Annotated in this window: 16 protein-coding genes; 6 read left to right on the top strand and 10 right to left on the bottom strand. The window is 60.6% G+C overall.

Features of this window, described 5'->3' with window-relative positions:
• Positions 1-24: 24 nt before the first annotated feature.
• Together RRB22_09980 and RRB22_09975 are read left to right on the top strand one after the other, a co-directional pair.
• The gene (locus RRB22_09980) at positions 25-333 is read left to right on the top strand and encodes a PilZ domain-containing protein (GenBank protein ID MDT8384733.1); all 309 of its coding nucleotides are present in this window, start codon (positions 25-27) and stop codon (positions 331-333) included.
• A 386-nt stretch (positions 334-719) separates the two neighbouring features.
• Complete coding sequence (locus RRB22_09975) at positions 720-1,484, top strand: Crp/Fnr family transcriptional regulator (protein ID MDT8384732.1); 765 nt, start codon at positions 720-722, stop codon at positions 1,482-1,484.
• A gap of 4 nt (positions 1,485-1,488) precedes the next feature.
• Here the strand turns inward: RRB22_09975 and RRB22_09970 are convergent, their stop codons facing one another.
• Positions 1,489-1,659: a hypothetical protein gene (locus RRB22_09970; protein MDT8384731.1), complete on the bottom strand. Its 171-nt coding sequence runs from the start codon at positions 1,657-1,659 to the stop codon at positions 1,489-1,491.
• Between the two features lie 145 nt (positions 1,660-1,804).
• Complete coding sequence (locus RRB22_09965) at positions 1,805-1,993, bottom strand: hypothetical protein (GenBank protein MDT8384730.1); 189 nt, start codon at positions 1,991-1,993, stop codon at positions 1,805-1,807.
• A 369-nt stretch (positions 1,994-2,362) separates the two neighbouring features.
• Between RRB22_09965 and RRB22_09960 the strand changes: the two genes are divergently transcribed.
• Both RRB22_09960 and RRB22_09955 read left to right on the top strand, forming a co-directional pair.
• Positions 2,363-2,695: a hypothetical protein gene (locus RRB22_09960; protein ID MDT8384729.1), complete on the top strand. Its 333-nt coding sequence runs from the start codon at positions 2,363-2,365 to the stop codon at positions 2,693-2,695.
• A gap of 61 nt (positions 2,696-2,756) precedes the next feature.
• A complete protein-coding gene (locus tag RRB22_09955; GenBank protein ID MDT8384728.1) occupies positions 2,757-3,509 on the top strand; it encodes a PRC-barrel domain-containing protein in 753 nt (250 codons plus the stop codon).
• Between the two features lie 129 nt (positions 3,510-3,638).
• On the opposite strand, the gene RRB22_09950 is transcribed toward RRB22_09955, so the two are convergent.
• From RRB22_09950 to RRB22_09915, 8 genes are all read right to left on the bottom strand, one after another.
• A complete protein-coding gene (locus RRB22_09950) occupies positions 3,639-6,326 on the bottom strand; it encodes a cation-transporting P-type ATPase (protein MDT8384727.1) in 2,688 nt (895 codons plus the stop codon).
• A gap of 382 nt (positions 6,327-6,708) precedes the next feature.
• A complete protein-coding gene (locus RRB22_09945) occupies positions 6,709-7,419 on the bottom strand; it encodes an endonuclease/exonuclease/phosphatase family protein (protein MDT8384726.1) in 711 nt (236 codons plus the stop codon).
• Between the two features lie 57 nt (positions 7,420-7,476).
• Positions 7,477-7,800, bottom strand: a complete 324-nt coding sequence (locus RRB22_09940; protein ID MDT8384725.1) for a hypothetical protein — start codon at positions 7,798-7,800, stop codon at positions 7,477-7,479.
• A 90-nt stretch (positions 7,801-7,890) separates the two neighbouring features.
• On the bottom strand, positions 7,891-8,229 hold the full coding sequence (locus RRB22_09935; GenBank protein MDT8384724.1) for a hypothetical protein: 339 nt from the start codon (positions 8,227-8,229) through the stop codon (positions 7,891-7,893).
• A 112-nt stretch (positions 8,230-8,341) separates the two neighbouring features.
• The gene (locus RRB22_09930; GenBank protein MDT8384723.1) at positions 8,342-8,716 is read right to left on the bottom strand and encodes a TusE/DsrC/DsvC family sulfur relay protein; all 375 of its coding nucleotides are present in this window, start codon (positions 8,714-8,716) and stop codon (positions 8,342-8,344) included.
• A gap of 30 nt (positions 8,717-8,746) precedes the next feature.
• Positions 8,747-8,881 carry a hypothetical protein gene (locus tag RRB22_09925; protein MDT8384722.1) on the bottom strand — a complete coding sequence of 45 codons (135 nt, stop codon included), beginning with the start codon at positions 8,879-8,881 and terminating at the stop codon, positions 8,747-8,749.
• A gap of 185 nt (positions 8,882-9,066) precedes the next feature.
• Complete coding sequence (locus RRB22_09920; GenBank protein MDT8384721.1) at positions 9,067-9,657, bottom strand: Fe-Mn family superoxide dismutase; 591 nt, start codon at positions 9,655-9,657, stop codon at positions 9,067-9,069.
• Between the two features lie 350 nt (positions 9,658-10,007).
• Positions 10,008-12,245: a VTT domain-containing protein gene (locus RRB22_09915; GenBank protein ID MDT8384720.1), complete on the bottom strand. Its 2,238-nt coding sequence runs from the start codon at positions 12,243-12,245 to the stop codon at positions 10,008-10,010.
• A gap of 213 nt (positions 12,246-12,458) precedes the next feature.
• Between RRB22_09915 and treS the strand changes: the two genes are divergently transcribed.
• Both treS and RRB22_09905 read left to right on the top strand, forming a co-directional pair.
• Positions 12,459-15,794, top strand: coding sequence for a maltose alpha-D-glucosyltransferase (treS, locus tag RRB22_09910; protein MDT8384719.1), 3,336 nt, complete (start codon positions 12,459-12,461; stop codon positions 15,792-15,794).
• Positions 15,791-17,056, top strand: a complete 1,266-nt coding sequence (locus tag RRB22_09905) for a glucose-1-phosphate adenylyltransferase (GenBank protein MDT8384718.1) — start codon at positions 15,791-15,793, stop codon at positions 17,054-17,056. The genes treS and RRB22_09905 overlap by 4 nt, the downstream gene beginning before the upstream one ends.
• The last annotated feature ends 1 nt before the right edge of the window (position 17,057 follow it).

Here is a 17,057-nt window from a genome sequence, read left to right as displayed (position 1 = left end):
CACAGGCTCTCATAGGAGGCCGGCATGGATCACCGACAGGCACTGCGTTGTCGCGCGCTCACCCTGGTGAATATACACTGCAGGCGCGGGTGCAGCGCCGGGCTGATCTATGACATCAGTCACAACGGCATGTTCGTCCTCAGTGAGGCGATACCGGAGATCAATGACCACGTCGATATTCACATGGCGCTGTCCAGCGAGGACGGCAGCCCGGTGCGGGTTCCGGGTCGAGTCGTGCATCGCGGCAAGAACGGGTTTGGCGTGAGGTTTCGTGAGCTCGGCAGTGCCGCGCGGGGAACCGTGAAAAAATTTCTAGCCGTCTGCCGGGCCTAGGAGCCTGTCGGGTTTAGGTGGATTGAAGCGAGGGAGCGGGAGAGTGTCATTTCCATGCCCCTTGTCTGGGATACCTGTCAGATCGAATCTTGATACCCCGTCAATGGCACGTACTTTCACAGCCTGCCTGATATCAGCTTCACTGTTACTTCCGTCAATCCCGGACAAGAGCAAGGTCCCGGTGCGATTATTATTCGCGTCCATGAAATAGCCGGACCCAGCGGAATGATCCGCCTTTACGCCCTTCCAGAGGGAAAACCCCGATCGTCTGTGTGCGATGGACGCCATCGTCATACCCACGTCTATACTCACTTCTATATGAAACCTGTATCCGTGGCTTAACCGCGGATCCAGGTTAAAGATGATTAGCAGCCAGGAGGTGGTGTATGACGACAAGGACGAAAAACACTGTGGGCATTAACGCGGGAATTGATGCGCAACCCAACGCAGAACTCAACGCAGGACCACAGGCAGCCTCTGTTCACGACTGGCCTGATGGTCTACCCGGCGATAGCTGGGGGCCGGTGGAGCCACAAAAGATATTTGAGGGGGGGCGACAAAAACACTTCTCCGCCAAGGAGGTGATCTATCGCGAGACGGATCGCGGCGACAAGGTGTTCAAGATCATTAATGGCATGGTCAAACTGCTCACCTATCTACCGAATGGCCGCTCACGCATCGTCAGATTACACAGCCACAATCACTGGTTTGGTCTGGAGGGGCTGATCGAACAGCCCTATAAACATACCGCCGTCGCCGTGGGCGATGTGACCCTGGTCTATGCCTCAATGAACAGCCTCCATCTGCTTGAACGGGATCACCCGCAGCAATATTGCCAGGTGTTGAAACAGGCCTACCGGCAGCTGGCGCAGGCCGACCGCTGGGCGGCAGAATTCTCCACCGGCGGGATTCGGCCGCGGGTGGCGCGTCTGGTCGATTTTCTCTCCAAGCTGGAACATGGCGAGTCATCAACCAGGGTCGAGTTATTAACGGTGCATGAAATGGCGGACATGCTGGGCGTAACACCGGAAAGCGTGAGCCGTATTCTGGCGGGCTTCAAACGCAACGATATCCTGCAGCGGCTGGAGAGCCCACTCAGTGAGGCCTATGGCATCGATGCCCAGCGCCTGCAATACGAGGCGCGACAATAGGGCGCTATTGCGCATGTGGCTGGGCGTGATATGCAGCAGTTCCAGTACATGCGGTCGGTAACGAATGCGGCCTGGATGAGCAGCCCATCGGCGCCTGCACAATCAGCGCGCGGATATCGACGATCTCCGGTGTGAGATAGATCGCGGGTTTCTGGTGGCGCAGTTTCCCACTCATGATGGCCTGCTGCATGACCTTGGTGGTATTGAAGAGGACTCGAAATAGCCGGGCGTGAGCGTTTTCGGTTTGCTGCGCTGGCCGCTGACGTCGATGCCGATGACGATGTCACACTCCGCGAGCAACAGGTCGTAGGGCACCGGGTTTACAGTGCCGCCATCCACCCGCACCCGGTCACCTTGAGCGGAATCTGTAATTGCTCAAAGGTCTTCTGTCTGATGGTGTCGTATAAAAAACTGATAAAGCCCTCGCTACTGAGTATGCCCCCGTTGCCGAATTCAATCTCCAGGAACTCGAGACAGCGCAGCGCCTCCTTGTTGAGGATCTCCTCCACCAGCCGCTCCTCGGGCGCTCCTCGGCCTGCGCCGCTGAGTCGAGCACGACGGAGGGCGCTGTCGCGGCAAGCAGTTGCAAAAAGCGGCGTCTGGAAAAAGGCGCTGCATGCATGACAGGATCCTCGGTGTCAAACACACGGTATTTTGTTACGCTATCCACGAACGATAAATACCCTGACCGATCGCTGCGATCGGTACATACAACAGTACAACAGTAAATTAGTACAAGGCAGGAACACCGTAATCGGTAACCGCGGATATCATTATTATCATGGTCGCCATTACGGCCGTCATCGGCGTGTCCAGCCTGTTACACCTTTTACTGGGACCATTAGTGAACACCACGAAATGATTGTGCGAGGAACATCATGAGCAAAACCATTACGCTACCCGAAAATTTTATCGGCAAAGAGGACCGGGAGAGGCTCGAAAGCTTTGGTGGACATACCATTGCCCACGGTCGCGCCACCCGCTGGCATTGGGGCAAGGACGCCAGCGGGGATGATGTCTTCGAGATCTATCGCGGCGGGGCGGATGAGGTATTGAGCGCCCGCCTGCATCGCGACCGGAAACAGGACGCCTTCTGTGCCGAGGACGGCGAGGGCCATTCCATCGGCACAGGTTCGCTCGAACATGTGATGGCGGATCTGGAGCAGTATTTTATTCGCCTGCATGGTGAGTTGCCCGATCTGCCGGCGTAGTTCATGGATACCGGGGTCTCGGTTTCAGGCGCTCCGGCCTCACTCAATGGAGGAGTAACGGATGAGACAGTTACGTAAGCTGGGCCACTTGACGGGCTATCGTCTGCTGGCCCGTGATGGTGAAATCGGCCGGCTCAGGCAGATCTATTTTGACGATGAGCAGTGGGTAGTGCGCTATTTTGTGGTGCACACCGGCAGCTGGCTGCTCGGCCAGGATGTGCTCATCGTGCCCTCGGTGGTGAGCGCCATTGATGAGGACAATGCGCACCTTGAGGTGGATCTGCTGCGCGAGCAGATCAAGAACTGTCCGCCGGTGAATACGGCAGTGCCGGTGTCGCGCCACTACGAAACGGAATACTACCGTTATTATGGCTGGCAGCCCTACTGGGGTGCCGATCCCGTGTTTGGGCCGACGCCGATCCTGCCCTTGCCGCTTGACGCGTCAGCACCGGACCAACCAGAGCAACCGAAGCAACCAGAGAATCCCCACCTGCGCAGCAGTGACGAGGTCGCCCACTATCATATCCATGCCCAGAATGGTGACATCGGCCATGTGAAGGATTTCATTCTGGAAGACCAGGACTGGACGGTACGTTATCTGGAGATCAACACCCGCAACTGGTTACCGGGTAAGGATGTGCTGATTGCCCCGGCCTGGATAGCGGCGATCAATTGGGAGAGCAGGGCGGTTAGCGTTGAATTGACCCGTGAGGCGATACAGAGCGCCCCAGCGTATGACGATACGATGCTGATCAGTCGCGACTATCAGATTGCCCTGTATCAACATTATGGCAAAACCTTTGATCAGGAATAACTGACCTCAACCTGGCCGGTGATGCGTCGATAGGAGATGGCGTGGCTACCGGGCGTCATGCTTTTTCATACCTTTCTTCCCGCTTTTTCACTCCGCCTTTTTATCCCGCCTTCTCATCCCAAGAAGGGATTACCGCACAAGACGCAGGCGGACCTGCTTTTCGATTTCGATGCTGACAAACAGCACGATGCCGACGGCGAAAATCAATAACACATCCGCAATGGCGATGGCCTCGGTGGCGAATATCGTTTGCAGCGACGGCAGGTAGGTAATGGCGAGCTGGCCGAGAATCACCACGCTGATCGCCAGCCATACCGCCCTGGTGCCGCGTATCTTGTTCCAGCTCAGGGAAAGTTGCGACATGTTGCGGATATACAGCAGATGAAAGATTTCCATCACCACCAGGGTGTTCATGGCGATGGTGCGGGCCAGCTCGACGCTATATCCCTGCCCGATGGCATAACTGTAAATGCTGAACACACCCGCCAGAAACAGGACAGTCACCAGAATGATGTGCCATAGCAGCTCGCCGGTTAACAGCGGCTGGTTGCGCGGCCGCGGCGGCCGGCGCATGGCGTCTTCCTGGGTCGGTTCGAACGCAAGGGCAATGCCGAGGGTCACCGCGGTGATCATGTTGACCCACAGAATCTGCACCGGCGTGATTGGCAGCGCCATGCCCAGCATCAGGGCCAGCATGATGGTCGAGGCCTCGCCGCCATTGGTAGGCAGGGTCCAGCTGATCACCTTCTTGATGTTATCGTAGACCGTACGCCCCTCGCGCACGGCGGCAACGATGGAGGCGAAGTTGTCGTCCGCCAGCACCAGTTCCGAGGACTCCTTGGCCGCCTCGCTGCCTTTCTGGCCCATGGCGATACCGGCATCGGCACGCTTGAGTGCCGGTGCATCATTGACCCCGTCACCGGTCATGGCCACGGTCAGGCCATGCGCCTGCAGTGCGGTCACCAGGCGCAGTTTGTGCTCCGGACTGGCGCGCGCAAACACGTCGGTCTCCAGTACCGCATCGTACAGTGCCGCATCATCCAGTTCGGCGATATCCGCACCAGTCAGCACCCTGTCGGTGTGTTGCAGGCCGATCTGCCGCCCGATGGCGCCGGCGGTGGCGGCGTGGTCGCCGGTGATCATCTTCACGCGAATGCCCGCGCTGTGACATTCCGCCACCGCGGTAATCGCCTCCTCGCGGGGCGGATCAATCAGCCCGACCATGCCCAGCAGGATCAGCGAGTCCGCCACGTCGGCGTGCTCCAGCACGGTATGCTCGGGGGGCACCGACTTCATCGCCAGGGCCAGCACCCGCTGACCCTGTGCCGCGATCGCCTCGATGCGCCGGTGCCATTCGTTGACGTTCAGCGGCGCGGCATCACCCTGGCCTTTGCGCTGCTGTTTGCACAGGGAAAGAAGGGTCTCCGGTGCGCCCTTGATGACGATGAAGGCGTGGTTTTCGTGGTCGTGGTTGAGGGTCGCCATGTACTTGTGCTGGGCGTCGAAGGGGATTTCGTCGGTGCGTGTCCACTGCTGCCGCTGTTCCGCGCCATCCATCCCGGCGCGGTGGGCAAAGGCCAGCAGCGCACCCTCCATCGGATCGCCCTCCACGGTCCAGGCGGACTCGTGCATTTTCAGTTCGGCGTCGTTACACAGCGCGGCGGCCCGCGCCAGTTCCACCAGTTGCGGAAAATCCCCGGGCTTGATGCCGTCGTCGCCCCGCCTGATTTCACCGATCGGTGCATAGCCTTCGCCGTGGGCGGAAAAGGTCTGGTCGTGGGTCGCCACCAGGGCGACGCTCATCTCGTTGCGCGTCAGGGTGCCCGTCTTGTCGGCGCAGATCACCGACACCGAGCCCAGCGTTTCGATCGCGGGCATCCGCCGCACAATGGCATTGCGTCGCGCCATGGCCTGCACGCCGACCGCCAGGGTGATGGTCAACACCGCTGGCAGGCCCTCGGGGATGGCCGCCACCATCAGTCCCACCACCGCCATAAACAGCTCGGTGAAATCGTGCTGTAACAGGAAGTAGCCGATGGACAGGATCAGCACCGCAACGGCCACGATGACCAAGGTCAGCCAACGGGCGAAGATTTCCATTTGCTCGACCAGCGGTGTGGTCAGGGTCTCCACTTCGGACAGCATGCCGCTGATGCGACCGACCTCGGTGGCCTCGCCGGTGACCACCACCACGCCCTTGCCCTGACCGCTGGTGACCGTGGTGCCGCTGAAGGCCAGGCAGCTGCGATCGCCCAGCGCGGCATTGGCCTCGACCGGTTCAGTCTGTTTGTCCACCGGCAACGACTCGCCGGTGAGGATGGCCTCCTGTATCTGCAGACCGCGCGCCTTCAACAGGCGCAGATCGGCCGGCACCTTGTCACCGGCCTCCAGCAGCACGATGTCGCCGGGGACCAGGGCCTCACCCGCCACGGTATGCCGCTGACCGTCGCGCAGCACCGAGGCCCGGGGCGCCAGCATGTTGCGGATCGCGTCCATCGCCGACTCTGCCTTACCTTCCTGAATGAAGCCGATGATCGCGTTGATGATCACCACCGCCAGGATCACCGAGGTATCGATCCAGTGATCCAGCAGCGCGGTAATCACCGCGGCGGCCAGCAGCACGTAGATCAGGATGTTGTGGAACTGCAGCGCAAAGCGCATCAGCAGACTGCGGCGTTTTGCCTGCGGCAGGCGATTCGGCCCATAGGTCTGTTGACGGCGGCGGGCCTCATTCTCATTGAGGCCGTTTGGCGAGGCCTCCAGTTCCGCAAGCACCTGTTGCTGGGAAAGGTCATGCCAGGTTTTTTGCCGAGTCATTTGAGGCTCCAGAAATGGATAACAGGTCTCTCGATAGGATACCGCGTGGTGGGTGGCAGCGTATCATCGGTAAACAAGGATAGACCATAGCAACCCGGGATAGTGCTGAGTCAGGTAGGGTGGGCATTGCCCACCAATCCGGCATCGTTGGGTTTGGTGCAGCGGTGGGCAATGCCCACCCTACAAAAAAGGCGTATTGAGTTAAGAGCAGCCCTACGAGGCTGAAAAGATAGTGTGAGGCGCTGAGACTGGCGGTTTTTTTCAGGCCCTCAGTGTGTAGGGCGCAATAACCGAAGGGCATTGCGCCGTATGAGGCTGAGTGCGATCCCTGCCGTGTAATACAAATAAACTACGTTGATACAGCGCGCGAAACCTACTCGCCCTAGAGTTCAATAATCGCCTTCAGGGGCAGGTGATCGGAGGCGATGCGCGCGAGCTTGCTGCGGTGAACCTCCAGACTGATCAGTCGGCGGTGCGGACTGATCCAGATATGATCCAGCGCCAGCAACGGCCAGCGGGTGGGGAATGTGGCATGGCGGGCGGTCGATTGAAAATGCGCACGCAGCCAGCGCAGGGGTCGACCCCACAGAAACCACTCATTGATATCGCCCATGAGTACGGTGATGTCTGCCGACGAGGACTCGAGATGAGTCAGCAACTGGCGCACCTGCTGACGGCGCTCCGTGGGATTCAGGCCAAGGTGGGTGGCGACCACCTGTAGGCGCTGTCCACCAGCCTTATAGCTCACATCGAGTGCGCCGCGCGGCTCCCGACTGGCGATGCTCAGGTCAATGCGCTGCACTGACATAACGGGAAGTCGTGTCAACAGGGCGTTGCCGTAGTGGCGGCGGTCACGCAGCAGGTTAGGCCCGGCAATCGCCGTGTAGCCCGTTTTTGTCGCCAGGTAATCCAGCAGATCCTGATCGCCGACGGGATGGTGTTCGACTTCCTGCAGGGCCAGCACATCCGCATCCAGGTCGTTTATTACCTTGATGGAGCGGTCGGGATCGAACGCACCATCGGTGCCGATACAGGCGTGCAGATTGTAGGTGGCGAGGGCGATGCGCAGGGCAGGCCGGTTAATGTCTAGCATGCCCCGATGCTGCGCAATAGTGATCGGTCGGTGGTGGGCGAGTCGGTAATCTCGCGATCAGTCATGCACAATAATGCGTTTGCGATGACGGTCGATGTCGACCTGTGAACTCGATTTGTAACACGCCTCGGCGATGATGTTCAGAGAGGGGAGCCGATTTTGCGCCGCCAGTTGCTGCAGCAGGGTGTTGCCCTCGCAGTCCTGGAGGCTCCCGTCATCCTCCTCCACCCGGCAGCCGAACTGCTGTCCATCCAGCGCGGTATCAAAATCATCCGGCATCTGGATGATCACGGGTTCCTGGTGCAGTATCTGCGCCTTCGCCTTTAGCGGGGCCTTGTCTTCATTCCAGTTGAGCACCGGCATGTTGTCATAGTCGCGCATTGCATTGCTCCCGCTGAATGTGTTTCCCGTCGGTCACTCTGTCATAGCAGGGCTGTGCAGACATTGATGAATATCAATGCTCACCGGCCTTCAGTCCGGCGGACGTTTGTTCGCCGCTTGTGGTGGTTTGCGTGCCTGCCAGGTGCCCAGGGCGATGGCGGGCAGGAAAATCAGGGCGAGAAATAACACGCTCGGCCAGGGTTTGCTGAGGGCATCAGACAGGTCGAATAGACTCACCAGCCACAGCAGGATTGTGAACAGTACGCTGACCGTGATGATGAACATGAAAATAAAAATCAGGTAGGCGGCGAGCGGCTTTTGCCGGGGATGACGGATGCGCGCGACATAGGGAATGGCGGCGATAAGGATCATTGCAACGATGGTGAGACCGATGCCGTCGCTGAACACGGGTTCTGTGATCGTCTTCATGCGCGTGTGCAGTGGGGTTCAGACAGATACACAAGCGGCATATCCCCGGCCTGTGTCTGCGGATAGGGTCTGGACATGCCGATTGCTTGCATAGCATCCACTATGGCGCCCGTCAGAAATTGACGCCAAGGCCTTTGTCTCGGGTATACGGCGGGGCCTCCAGCCCCGCAATCTGCATGCCCTGGGCAACGGGACCTTTCGGGAACAGCTGGCGCAAATATTTGCGCCCGCCCTGGGCCGCGAATTCATTGTCCAGTATCTCGCTAAGCTCACGACCATTTTTGGCGAGGCCGTGTTCCAAATAATAGTCTCGCAGGAAGTTCACCACCTCCCAGTGGGCATCGGTCAGCTGAATGCCATCCTGTCGGGCAAGCTCGCGGGCCTGTTCCTCATCCCAGTTCTGCAGGTCGAGTTCGCGGTCGGCCCGTTGCGGATCGGTGGTGTGGGTGGCGTGGGTATTTTTTATGATCTGATTGATGTCGGTCATGTTGTTTGCACCTGTCGCCTGAGGTGAGGGTTAGTGTTGCGAACCGGAAAAAGCGAAACATGAAACAGCGTCTTTTTCCGCCATGCGTTGTTGCAGCCCCTTGCCGTATTCCCCATACGGCTGCGGGTCTGCGCCTAGCCTGGCAAAAAAATCCATCTGTTGCATTTGTTCCGTTATTTCCAGTTCGCAACACCAGTGGTTAAAAAGGGATGAAAATTCCGGGTGAATTATCCTTGGCAAATCTTTCCTGGCAAAAAACGACCTTTGGATCTTTGTAAAAACATAGACCCCGTATAAGGTTTTCTCAAGCTAGCCTGTGGCCCGGTTTCCACCGTTGTATGGCGTTGTTCTTAACCCGCCTTGTTAAGGTTCCGTGCGACAAAGTCCCAGTTGACCAGCTTCCAGAATGCCTCGATATATTTCGGGCGCGCATTGCGGTAGTCAATGTAGTAGGCATGTTCCCAGACATCGCAGGTCAATAATGGCTGACTGCCCTGGGTCAGGGGGTTACCTGCATTTCCGGTGTTAACGATCGCCAGGGTGCCGTCAGGATTTTTTACCAGCCAGGTCCAGCCGGAACCAAAATTGTTGGCGGCGGATTCGGAAAACAGGGTTCTGAATTGCTCGACGCTGCCAAAGGCCTGGGTGATGGCGCTGGTCAGCTCATCGTTGGGCTCGCCACCGCCATCCGGGCTCAGGCATTGCCAGTAGAAGCTGTGATTCCATACCTGTGCAGCATTGTTGAAGATGCCACCCGACGCCTGCTTAATGATCTCCTCCAGTGAGGCCGATGCGAATTCGGTCCCCGCGATCAGGCCGTTCAGTTTTTCCACGTAAGTGGCGTGGTGCTTGCCGTAGTGGTATTGGAGGGTCTCGGCCGAGATGTGTGGTTGCAGGGCGTTCTCGGCATAGGGCAGCGGGGAAAGTGTGTGTTGGGTCATGGTCTCAGTCGTCTCGGTTCATGGATGATCGGCCGCGCACTCTTGCCGTACTGTTTTTCCGTGCTGTCACGGCCGGATTTGCGCATTGCGGTTTTCGTTGCTGGCATCAAGCTCGTCCTGGGCGTTGGTGAAGGAGCCACGCAGCGGCCAACGCTAACCAGGAGTAGCTGTTCAGATGATATGCCGCCAGGGATCTCCGCCACGGAGCGCCGTCCCTGTTCAGTATTATTCATGCTGCGCGGAAGATGACATTGAAAAATATCAATGGCGTCGGTGTCAGTACGGTGGATGGCGATGGTTCAGGGCAGCGATGGTTCCGGCCAAACATCGTCGAATCAAATCATGCCGAATCAATCGGCTGCGGATTCAGCAGGGCGTCTGGCCTTGCGGTGCAGCCATTTCTTCAGTCCCACCGCGGCCAGGAAAATCACCAGCACCACGCCGGCCAGCATGGCGAAATCGGTGAGGTCCGATCGACGCACCGCGGCCACGAGGGTGTCGGCGAACAGGGCGATGGCCAGGATGCCGGGGGCCATGCCCAGCAGGCTACCCAGGGCGAAGTCACGCAGGCGGATATGGGAGGCGCCCGCCACCAGGTTGATGACGGTAAACGGGGCAACGGGGATGACGCGCACCGTCAGCACCGCCAGCAGGCCGTGTTGCGCCAGGCGTCGACTGACCCGGTTGATGCTGGAGCCGGTAACCCGGCGCACCATATCCCGGCCCAGTAGATTACCCGCCGCATAGCCCAGCAGGGCGCTCAATTCGGCGCCGGTCAGGGCATAGGCGAAGCCGGTCCCGGGACCGAAGGTGACCATGGTGGTGACGATCAGCAGGGTGATAGGCAGGGCAATGAGGCCGGCCACCAGATAGATGGCGATCACCACCAGCGGGGTGATGGGGCTCTGCTGCACCCAGGCGGCGGCCTGTTGCAGGGTGTCCAGATTCAGCCAGTCATTCAGCGGGGTCCAGCGCCAGGCTGCGGCCAGGGCCAACAGGCCACCGAGCACCGTGCCGATCAGCAACAGCTGCCGGCTCAGGGGCTGGCGTTCCTCGGCGGGCAGCAGGTAGTCGGCCAGCGCCTCCGGGTCCAGCGGGCGTTCGGGGTCCACGATCTGCGCCTCGGGCAAAAACTCATCGGCCAGTTCGGAGACCTTGCCGTCTAGCGGCTTGAGGGTGCGCGCGTTGCCGAGCAGGCCCTCGATGGCGGCAATCAGGGAGGGGTTGCCGCTGAGCCGGTCGGCCAGCGCCTCGGGGCTCACCCCCAGGTGTTCGGCCAGCAGGCGGTTGCGAAACGCGGCCACGGCGGTGCGCTGCCGGTCGTTGTCGGCCTCGATGGCCAGGTCGCATTCGCTGTCGAAACCCATGGACCGGTTGCTGAGATTGGAGGAGCCGACCCGTAGCACGCGGTCGTCGATGACCATGACCTTGCTGTGCAGGCCGATGTACTCGTTGCCCAGGCCCTCCAGATCGGGGTAATAGACCCGCAGGCGTGCATGTCGGTCGGCCGCACGGAGTTGGCGCAACAGGCGGCTGCGCAACACATCCATGGTGTGCTGTTCCAGCCAGCCGCCGGTCATCAGCGGCAGTATCAGTACCACCTCGGGGCCGTCTGTTGGGCGCAGCCGCGCGGCCAGCGCCTCGCCGATCTTCCAGGAGGTGAAGTACTGGTTTTCGATATAGATAAAATGCTGCGCCGCCCCGATCATGTCCAGATACAGGCGTTCCACTTCATGCACTTCCTTTTGTTGCTTGTAGGCCGGCAAGGTGCGGGCAATGGCGACAGACACATCTTCGATATCGGCACTCACCTGCGCCGGCCAGGGGATGGGACTCGTGTCTTTTTTGCCCACCTCGAGCCGTTCGCCGGTGGCCTTATACCAGCGCTCACGGGCCAGTTCGCCCAGGGCCCTGGCGGCGTCGCCCTGCACCAGCATCTGCACATCATGGAACGGCCGATAGTGCTTGCCCTCGGGGTCGATGCGTCGCGGGTCATCCGGCCGGTGTTCCGGTGTGTCCCAGCGTTGCTTGCCGAAATCAAAGCCGCCGACAAAGGCGATGGTATCGTCAATCACCACCACCTTTTGATGCTGGGACGCGCCCGCCGGGTATTCATTATCGAGACGGAAATGCAGCCGCCGGTGCGTCTTCCAGTCGAGCTGGTACAAGGGCAGCCATTCCCGCTCCAGGGTATAGAGCATGGCCCAGTCCCAGTTCAGGACGTAGGCCTTGAGTCCCTTGCGACGTTTGATGACGTGATTGAGAAAGTCGCCCAGCTGTTGCGGTAATTCACAGTCGCTGTCGTCGTCGCGGATGAGACGCACCCGGGTGTCGATATCCCAGGCGAAAATATAGATGCAGTGCCGGGCCTGCTGCACCGCTTTATAAAAGGCGCGAAAGTAGGCCTCACCGTCAACGAGAAAGGCCACGCGCTGCGCAGACTCGATGCGCCAGCAGTTTTTGTCCGGCTGTAGCAGGGGTGATTTTTCGGTCACTCGACCTCCAAAGTCGCGGGTGTGTGGGTTGCCGAATGCCGTGCCCGCCTTGTCGATAATGAGATCCGTGCAGGGTGCATTTTTGCGGTCCATAACCGTTGGTGCCTGTGGTGATGCCTCGCAGGATTGCAGGGACCCATGAACTGATTAGGCCAACAGCGCGGCATATGCAAATTTGCGGCAGCATTATCTGCCCTGCTGACCCTGCCACCGCTGGGTGTGCTATTCCTTATTGATCCGGCGTTCATAAACCAAAGCCGGTAAACCGGCGACTATATTTTCAAGACACAAGGAAAGGATGCCCTGGTGGCGGGATTCGATGACGATCAGCTCTGGCACAAGGATGCAATGATCTATCAGTTGCACGTCAAGGCCTTTCACGACAGCAACAATGACGGGATCGGGGATTTTCGCGGGCTGATCGAAAAACTGGATTATATAAAGGACCTGGGCGTCAACACGCTGTGGCTGTTGCCTTTCTATCCCTCGCCGATGCGTGATGACGGCTATGACATTGCCGACTATCGCAATATCCACCCGGACTACGGCACGCGCACGGATTTTCGCCGCTTCATGCGCGCGGCACATCATCGCGGCCTGCGCGTGATTACCGAACTGGTCATCAATCACACCTCGGATCAGCATCCGTGGTTCCAGGCCGCCCGCAGGGCGCCGCCCGGCAGCAAGAAGCGCGACTTCTATGTCTGGAGCCAGACCAATCAGAAGTTCGCCGAGACGCGGATTATTTTCACCGATACCGAGACCTCTAACTGGACCTGGGATGACGAGGCACAGGCCTATTACTGGCACCGCTTTTTTCATCACCAGCCGGACCTCAATCACAATAATCCGCAGGTGGTGAAGGCGCTCATCCGCGTGATGCGTTTCTGGCTGGACATGGGGGTCGATGGTCTGCGGCTGGATGCCATTCCCTATCTGTGCGTGCGCGAAGGCACCAACAACGAGAATCTGCCCGAGACCCACGCCGTGCTCAAGCACATGCGCGCGGTGGTGGATGAGCATTACCAGGGCCGTGTGTTTCTGGCCGAGGCCAACCAGTGGCCGGAGGATGCGCAGGCCTATTTCGGCGACGGCGACGAGTGTCACATGGCTTACCACTTCCCGTTAATGCCGCGGATGTACATGGCGGTGGCGCAGGAGGAGCGTCATCCCATCGTGGAGATCATGCAGCAGACCCCTGAGATTCCCGACAGCTGCCAGTGGGCGATCTTTCTGCGCAACCATGACGAGCTGACCCTGGAGATGGTCACCAACCGGGAGCGGGATTACATGTATGAACGCTTTGCCGCCGATCCGCGCATGCGTATCAATGTGGGTATTCGCCGCCGCCTGGCGCCGCTGATGGACAACGACCCCGAGAAGATGAAGCTGATGAACAGCCTGCTGATGTCCATGCCGGGTTCGCCCATCATCTATTACGGCGATGAGATCGGCATGGGCGACAACTTTTTTCTGGGCGATCGCAACGGCGTGCGCACCCCCATGCAGTGGAGCCCCGATCGCAACGCGGGTTTTTCCCGGGCCGATCCGCAATTCCTCTATCTACCGCCCATCATGGATCCGGTCTACGGTTATGAGGCGGTGAATGTCGAGGCGCAGACCCGTGAACCATCCTCGCCGCTGAACTGGATGAAGCGACTGATCGCGGTGCGCAAGGCGCATCCCACCTTCGGGCGGGGGGCGCTGCGATTTCTGCATCCGGGCAACCGCAAGATCCTCGCCTATGTGCGCGAGACCGATGGCGAATCGATCCTGTGTGTGGCGAATCTGGCCCGTTCCGCCCAGCCGGTGGAGCTGGACCTGTCCCGCTTCAAAGGCCGCGTGCCCATCGAGATGCTGGGACGTACCGCCTTCCCCCCCATCGGCGACCTGCCGTATCTGCTGACCCTCGCGGGCCACGGTTTTTACTGGTTTCAGCTTGCCACCGAGGCGGAGGCGCCCGTCTGGCACGAGGAGGCCCTGCCGGCATTGCAGTTGCCGGTGCTGGTGCTGTTCAACGCCTGGCACAGTTTTTTTCCCGAGCAGGCGGAGACCCTGCGCCGGCTCATGGCCGTGAAACTGCGTGACCAGCTGGAGCGCGAGGTTCTGCCCGGTTTCCTGCCGGCCCAGCGCTGGTTCTCGGCCGGCGCCGGGCCACTGGCGCGGGTGGAGATCACCGCGCTGGCGATCTGGCCGGGGGCCGGGGATGGCTGGCTGTGGCTGTGGCTGCGGCCAGACTTTACCGATACCGCCGCCGTCAGCGCACCGGTCTATCTGCTGCCGCTGGCGATGGTCTGGGGCGAGGCGGATGACGAGCAGCTGCGCCCGCTGCTGGTGGCGGCCCTGGCCAAGATCCGCCAGCAGGCGCGGGTCGGGCTGATCTATGACGCGGTGGTCGACGAGGCCTTTTTCCAGGGTGTGGTCCAGGCCATGGGGGACGCCGTCGAGTTGCCCTTTGGCCAGGGGCGGCTGATGTTTCGCAGCACCGCCGCCTATTCGCAGTTAGTGGGCGAGTCCCCCCTGCAGGGCCTGGATCGGCCGCGCGCGCAAGGCACCAACAGCACGGTGATTCTGGGCGAGCGCCTGTTCCTGAAACTCTATCGACAGGTGGAGGCGGGAATCAACCCGGAAGCGGAGATGGGCCGTTTCCTCACCGAGGTCTCGCCCTATCCCAATATCTCGCCCCTGGCGGGGACCATTGAATACCGCGAAAACCACGCCGGCCCTGCCGCCACCCTCGCCCTGGTGCAGGCCTATGTGCCGAACCAGGGCGATGGCTGGAGCTATACGATCGACTATCTGCAGCGCTTTTTCGAGGACTGCCTGCTCCGGCCGCAGTCTATACCGGCGGATCCCGCCGAGCGGCACGGCGAGTTTCGCTGGCTGATGCAGACCCTGGGGGTGCGCAGCGGTGAGTTGCATAAGGCGCTGGCCCGGCCCAGCGGCGATCCCGCCTTTGAACCCGAGGCCATCCGCCCGGAGCACCTGCGGGCCTGGGGTGCACAGGTCACCGAGGATCTGCACACCAGCCTGGACAAGCTGCAGGCGCGCCGCCCGGCACTGCCGGAAGATGGCCAGCCGGCCGTGGAGCAACTGCTACAGGCGCGGCCGGCCCTGTTAGAACGCATTGCGGCACTGATCCCGGCGTCGCTGGACGCGGTCAGGATCCGCTATCACGGCGACTATCATCTGGGCCAGGTGATGCTGACCGAAAACGACTTTGTGATTATCGACTTCGAGGGCGAACCGGCACGGCCACTGAGCGAACGCCGTCTCAAGCATTCGCCGTTGCGGGACGTGGCCGGCATGCTGCGTTCTTTCAGTTATGCCGCGGCGGTCGCCCTTAGCCGCTGCACCGCAGAGCGCCCCATGGACCACGCGCGCCTGCAACCCTATGCGCAGGAATGGGAGGCGGCGGCGGCCACGGCCTTCCTGTCCGGCTACCGCGAGGGGGTGGGGGACTGCGCCTGCTGGCCTGCCGAGGCCGCCAAGGCCAGACAGCTGATCGCGCTGTTTATGCTGGAAAAGGCCCTCTATGAACTGCGCTATGAGCTGGATCATCGACCCGACTGGGCCGGGATTCCGCTGGCCGGACTGCTGGCCATCATACGGGCGCCAGACGATCCCGGGGTGGGGTCATGAAGAATAGAAGAGACGGCGCGAAACTGATGGCCTTCGTGATGGCCGGCGGCGAGGGCAAGCGCCTGCGGCCCCTCACCACCGAACGCTGCAAACCGGCGGTGCCCTTCGGGGGGCGCTACCGGATCGCGGACTTCGTGCTCAGCAACCTGGTCAATTCGGACATCCGCGCGATCTATCTGCTGGTGCAATACAAATCCCAGTCGCTGATCGAACACGTGCGCAAGACCTGGACCGTCTCGCCCCTGCTGCCCAACCAGTTCGTGACCGTGGTGCCGCCGCAGATGCAGGGCGGCCGGTCCTGGTTTTCCGGCACCGCCGATGCCGTCTATCAAAACCTCAACCTGCTCAAGGAACACCGGCCGAGCATCGTGGCGGTGTTCGGGGCCGATCATATCTACCGCATGGATATACGGCAGATGGTCTGGGCGCATCAGGCGCAGCAGGCCGATGTCACTGTTGCCGCGTTACCCGTGCCGCTGGCGGCGGCCTCCGATTTCGGCATCCTCCAGGCGGACGCCGAGGGTCGCATCCAGGGGTTCCAGGAAAAGCCCGAATCCCCGCAGCCGATGCCCTCCGACCCCCAGCGGGCCTACGCCTCCATGGGCAATTACCTGTTTAACACCGAGGTGTTGATCGCGGCGCTGGAACAGGCCCATGAGCAGGGCGAAACGGATTTCGGGCACCACGTCCTGCCGCGGCTGCTGGCCAGCCATCGCCTGTTCGCCTATGACTTTTCCACCAATGAGATACCGGGCATCAAGTCCTATGAAGAGCCCTGCTACTGGCGGGACGTCGGCACCCTCGATGCCTATTTCGAGGCCCATCAGGACGTGCTGGGGCTGGAGCCGCGGTTCGACGTATTCAATCCGCAGTGGCCGATCTACTCCAGCAACTACCAGGGCCCGGTGGCCAGAATCGTCGAGGGGCAGATCGACAACAGCCTGCTGGGGGCCGCCACCGTGATCAATCGGGCCAGGCTCCGCAACTGCATCATCCGCCGCGAGGCCGTGGTGGAGCCGGGGGCCGAGCTGGAAGACTGCGTGATCATGGACTACGTACGGGTGTGCAGCGGTGCCCGTCTGCGCCGGGTGATTGTGGACCGGCACAACATCATCGAGGCGGACGCCTGCATCGGTTATGACAGCGAGGCAGACCGTCGCCGTTACCACGTCACCGACTCCGGCCTGGTGGTCATCCCCATGGGCGATGTGGGCTACTTCGCCCGCAACTCCCGTGGCGCGGGCCCCGGTTATATCGAGTGAG

Source organism: Gammaproteobacteria bacterium (assembly GCA_032250735.1).
Classification (GTDB): domain Bacteria; phylum Pseudomonadota; class Gammaproteobacteria; order SZUA-152; family SZUA-152; genus SZUA-152.
This window is presented reverse-complemented; position numbering and strand designations above follow the sequence as displayed.

What these genes read in the sequence shown, in the direction of transcription:
- RRB22_09960 (MDT8384729.1), top strand. Translation starts at nt 2,363, where the DNA reads ATGAGCAAAACCATTACGCTACCCGAAAATTTTATCGGCAAAGAGGAC.
- RRB22_09935 (MDT8384724.1), bottom strand. Translation starts at nt 8,229, where the DNA reads ATGAAGACGATCACAGAACCCGTGTTCAGCGACGGCATCGGTCTCACC.
- RRB22_09920 (MDT8384721.1), bottom strand. Translation starts at nt 9,657, where the DNA reads ATGACCCAACACACACTTTCCCCGCTGCCCTATGCCGAGAACGCCCTG.
- RRB22_09915 (MDT8384720.1), bottom strand. Translation starts at nt 12,245, where the DNA reads ATGGACCGCAAAAATGCACCCTGCACGGATCTCATTATCGACAAGGCG.
- RRB22_09925 (MDT8384722.1), bottom strand. Translation starts at nt 8,881, where the DNA reads ATGCAACAGATGGATTTTTTTGCCAGGCTAGGCGCAGACCCGCAGCCG.
- RRB22_09950 (MDT8384727.1), bottom strand. Translation starts at nt 6,326, where the DNA reads ATGACTCGGCAAAAAACCTGGCATGACCTTTCCCAGCAACAGGTGCTT.
- RRB22_09945 (MDT8384726.1), bottom strand. Translation starts at nt 7,419, where the DNA reads ATGCTAGACATTAACCGGCCTGCCCTGCGCATCGCCCTCGCCACCTAC.
- RRB22_09955 (MDT8384728.1), top strand. Translation starts at nt 2,757, where the DNA reads ATGAGACAGTTACGTAAGCTGGGCCACTTGACGGGCTATCGTCTGCTG.
- RRB22_09980 (MDT8384733.1), top strand. Translation starts at nt 25, where the DNA reads ATGGATCACCGACAGGCACTGCGTTGTCGCGCGCTCACCCTGGTGAAT.
- RRB22_09940 (MDT8384725.1), bottom strand. Translation starts at nt 7,800, where the DNA reads ATGCGCGACTATGACAACATGCCGGTGCTCAACTGGAATGAAGACAAG.
- RRB22_09970 (MDT8384731.1), bottom strand. Translation starts at nt 1,659, where the DNA reads ATGAGTGGGAAACTGCGCCACCAGAAACCCGCGATCTATCTCACACCG.
- RRB22_09930 (MDT8384723.1), bottom strand. Translation starts at nt 8,716, where the DNA reads ATGACCGACATCAATCAGATCATAAAAAATACCCACGCCACCCACACC.
- RRB22_09905 (MDT8384718.1), top strand. Translation starts at nt 15,791, where the DNA reads ATGAAGAATAGAAGAGACGGCGCGAAACTGATGGCCTTCGTGATGGCC.
- RRB22_09975 (MDT8384732.1), top strand. Translation starts at nt 720, where the DNA reads ATGACGACAAGGACGAAAAACACTGTGGGCATTAACGCGGGAATTGAT.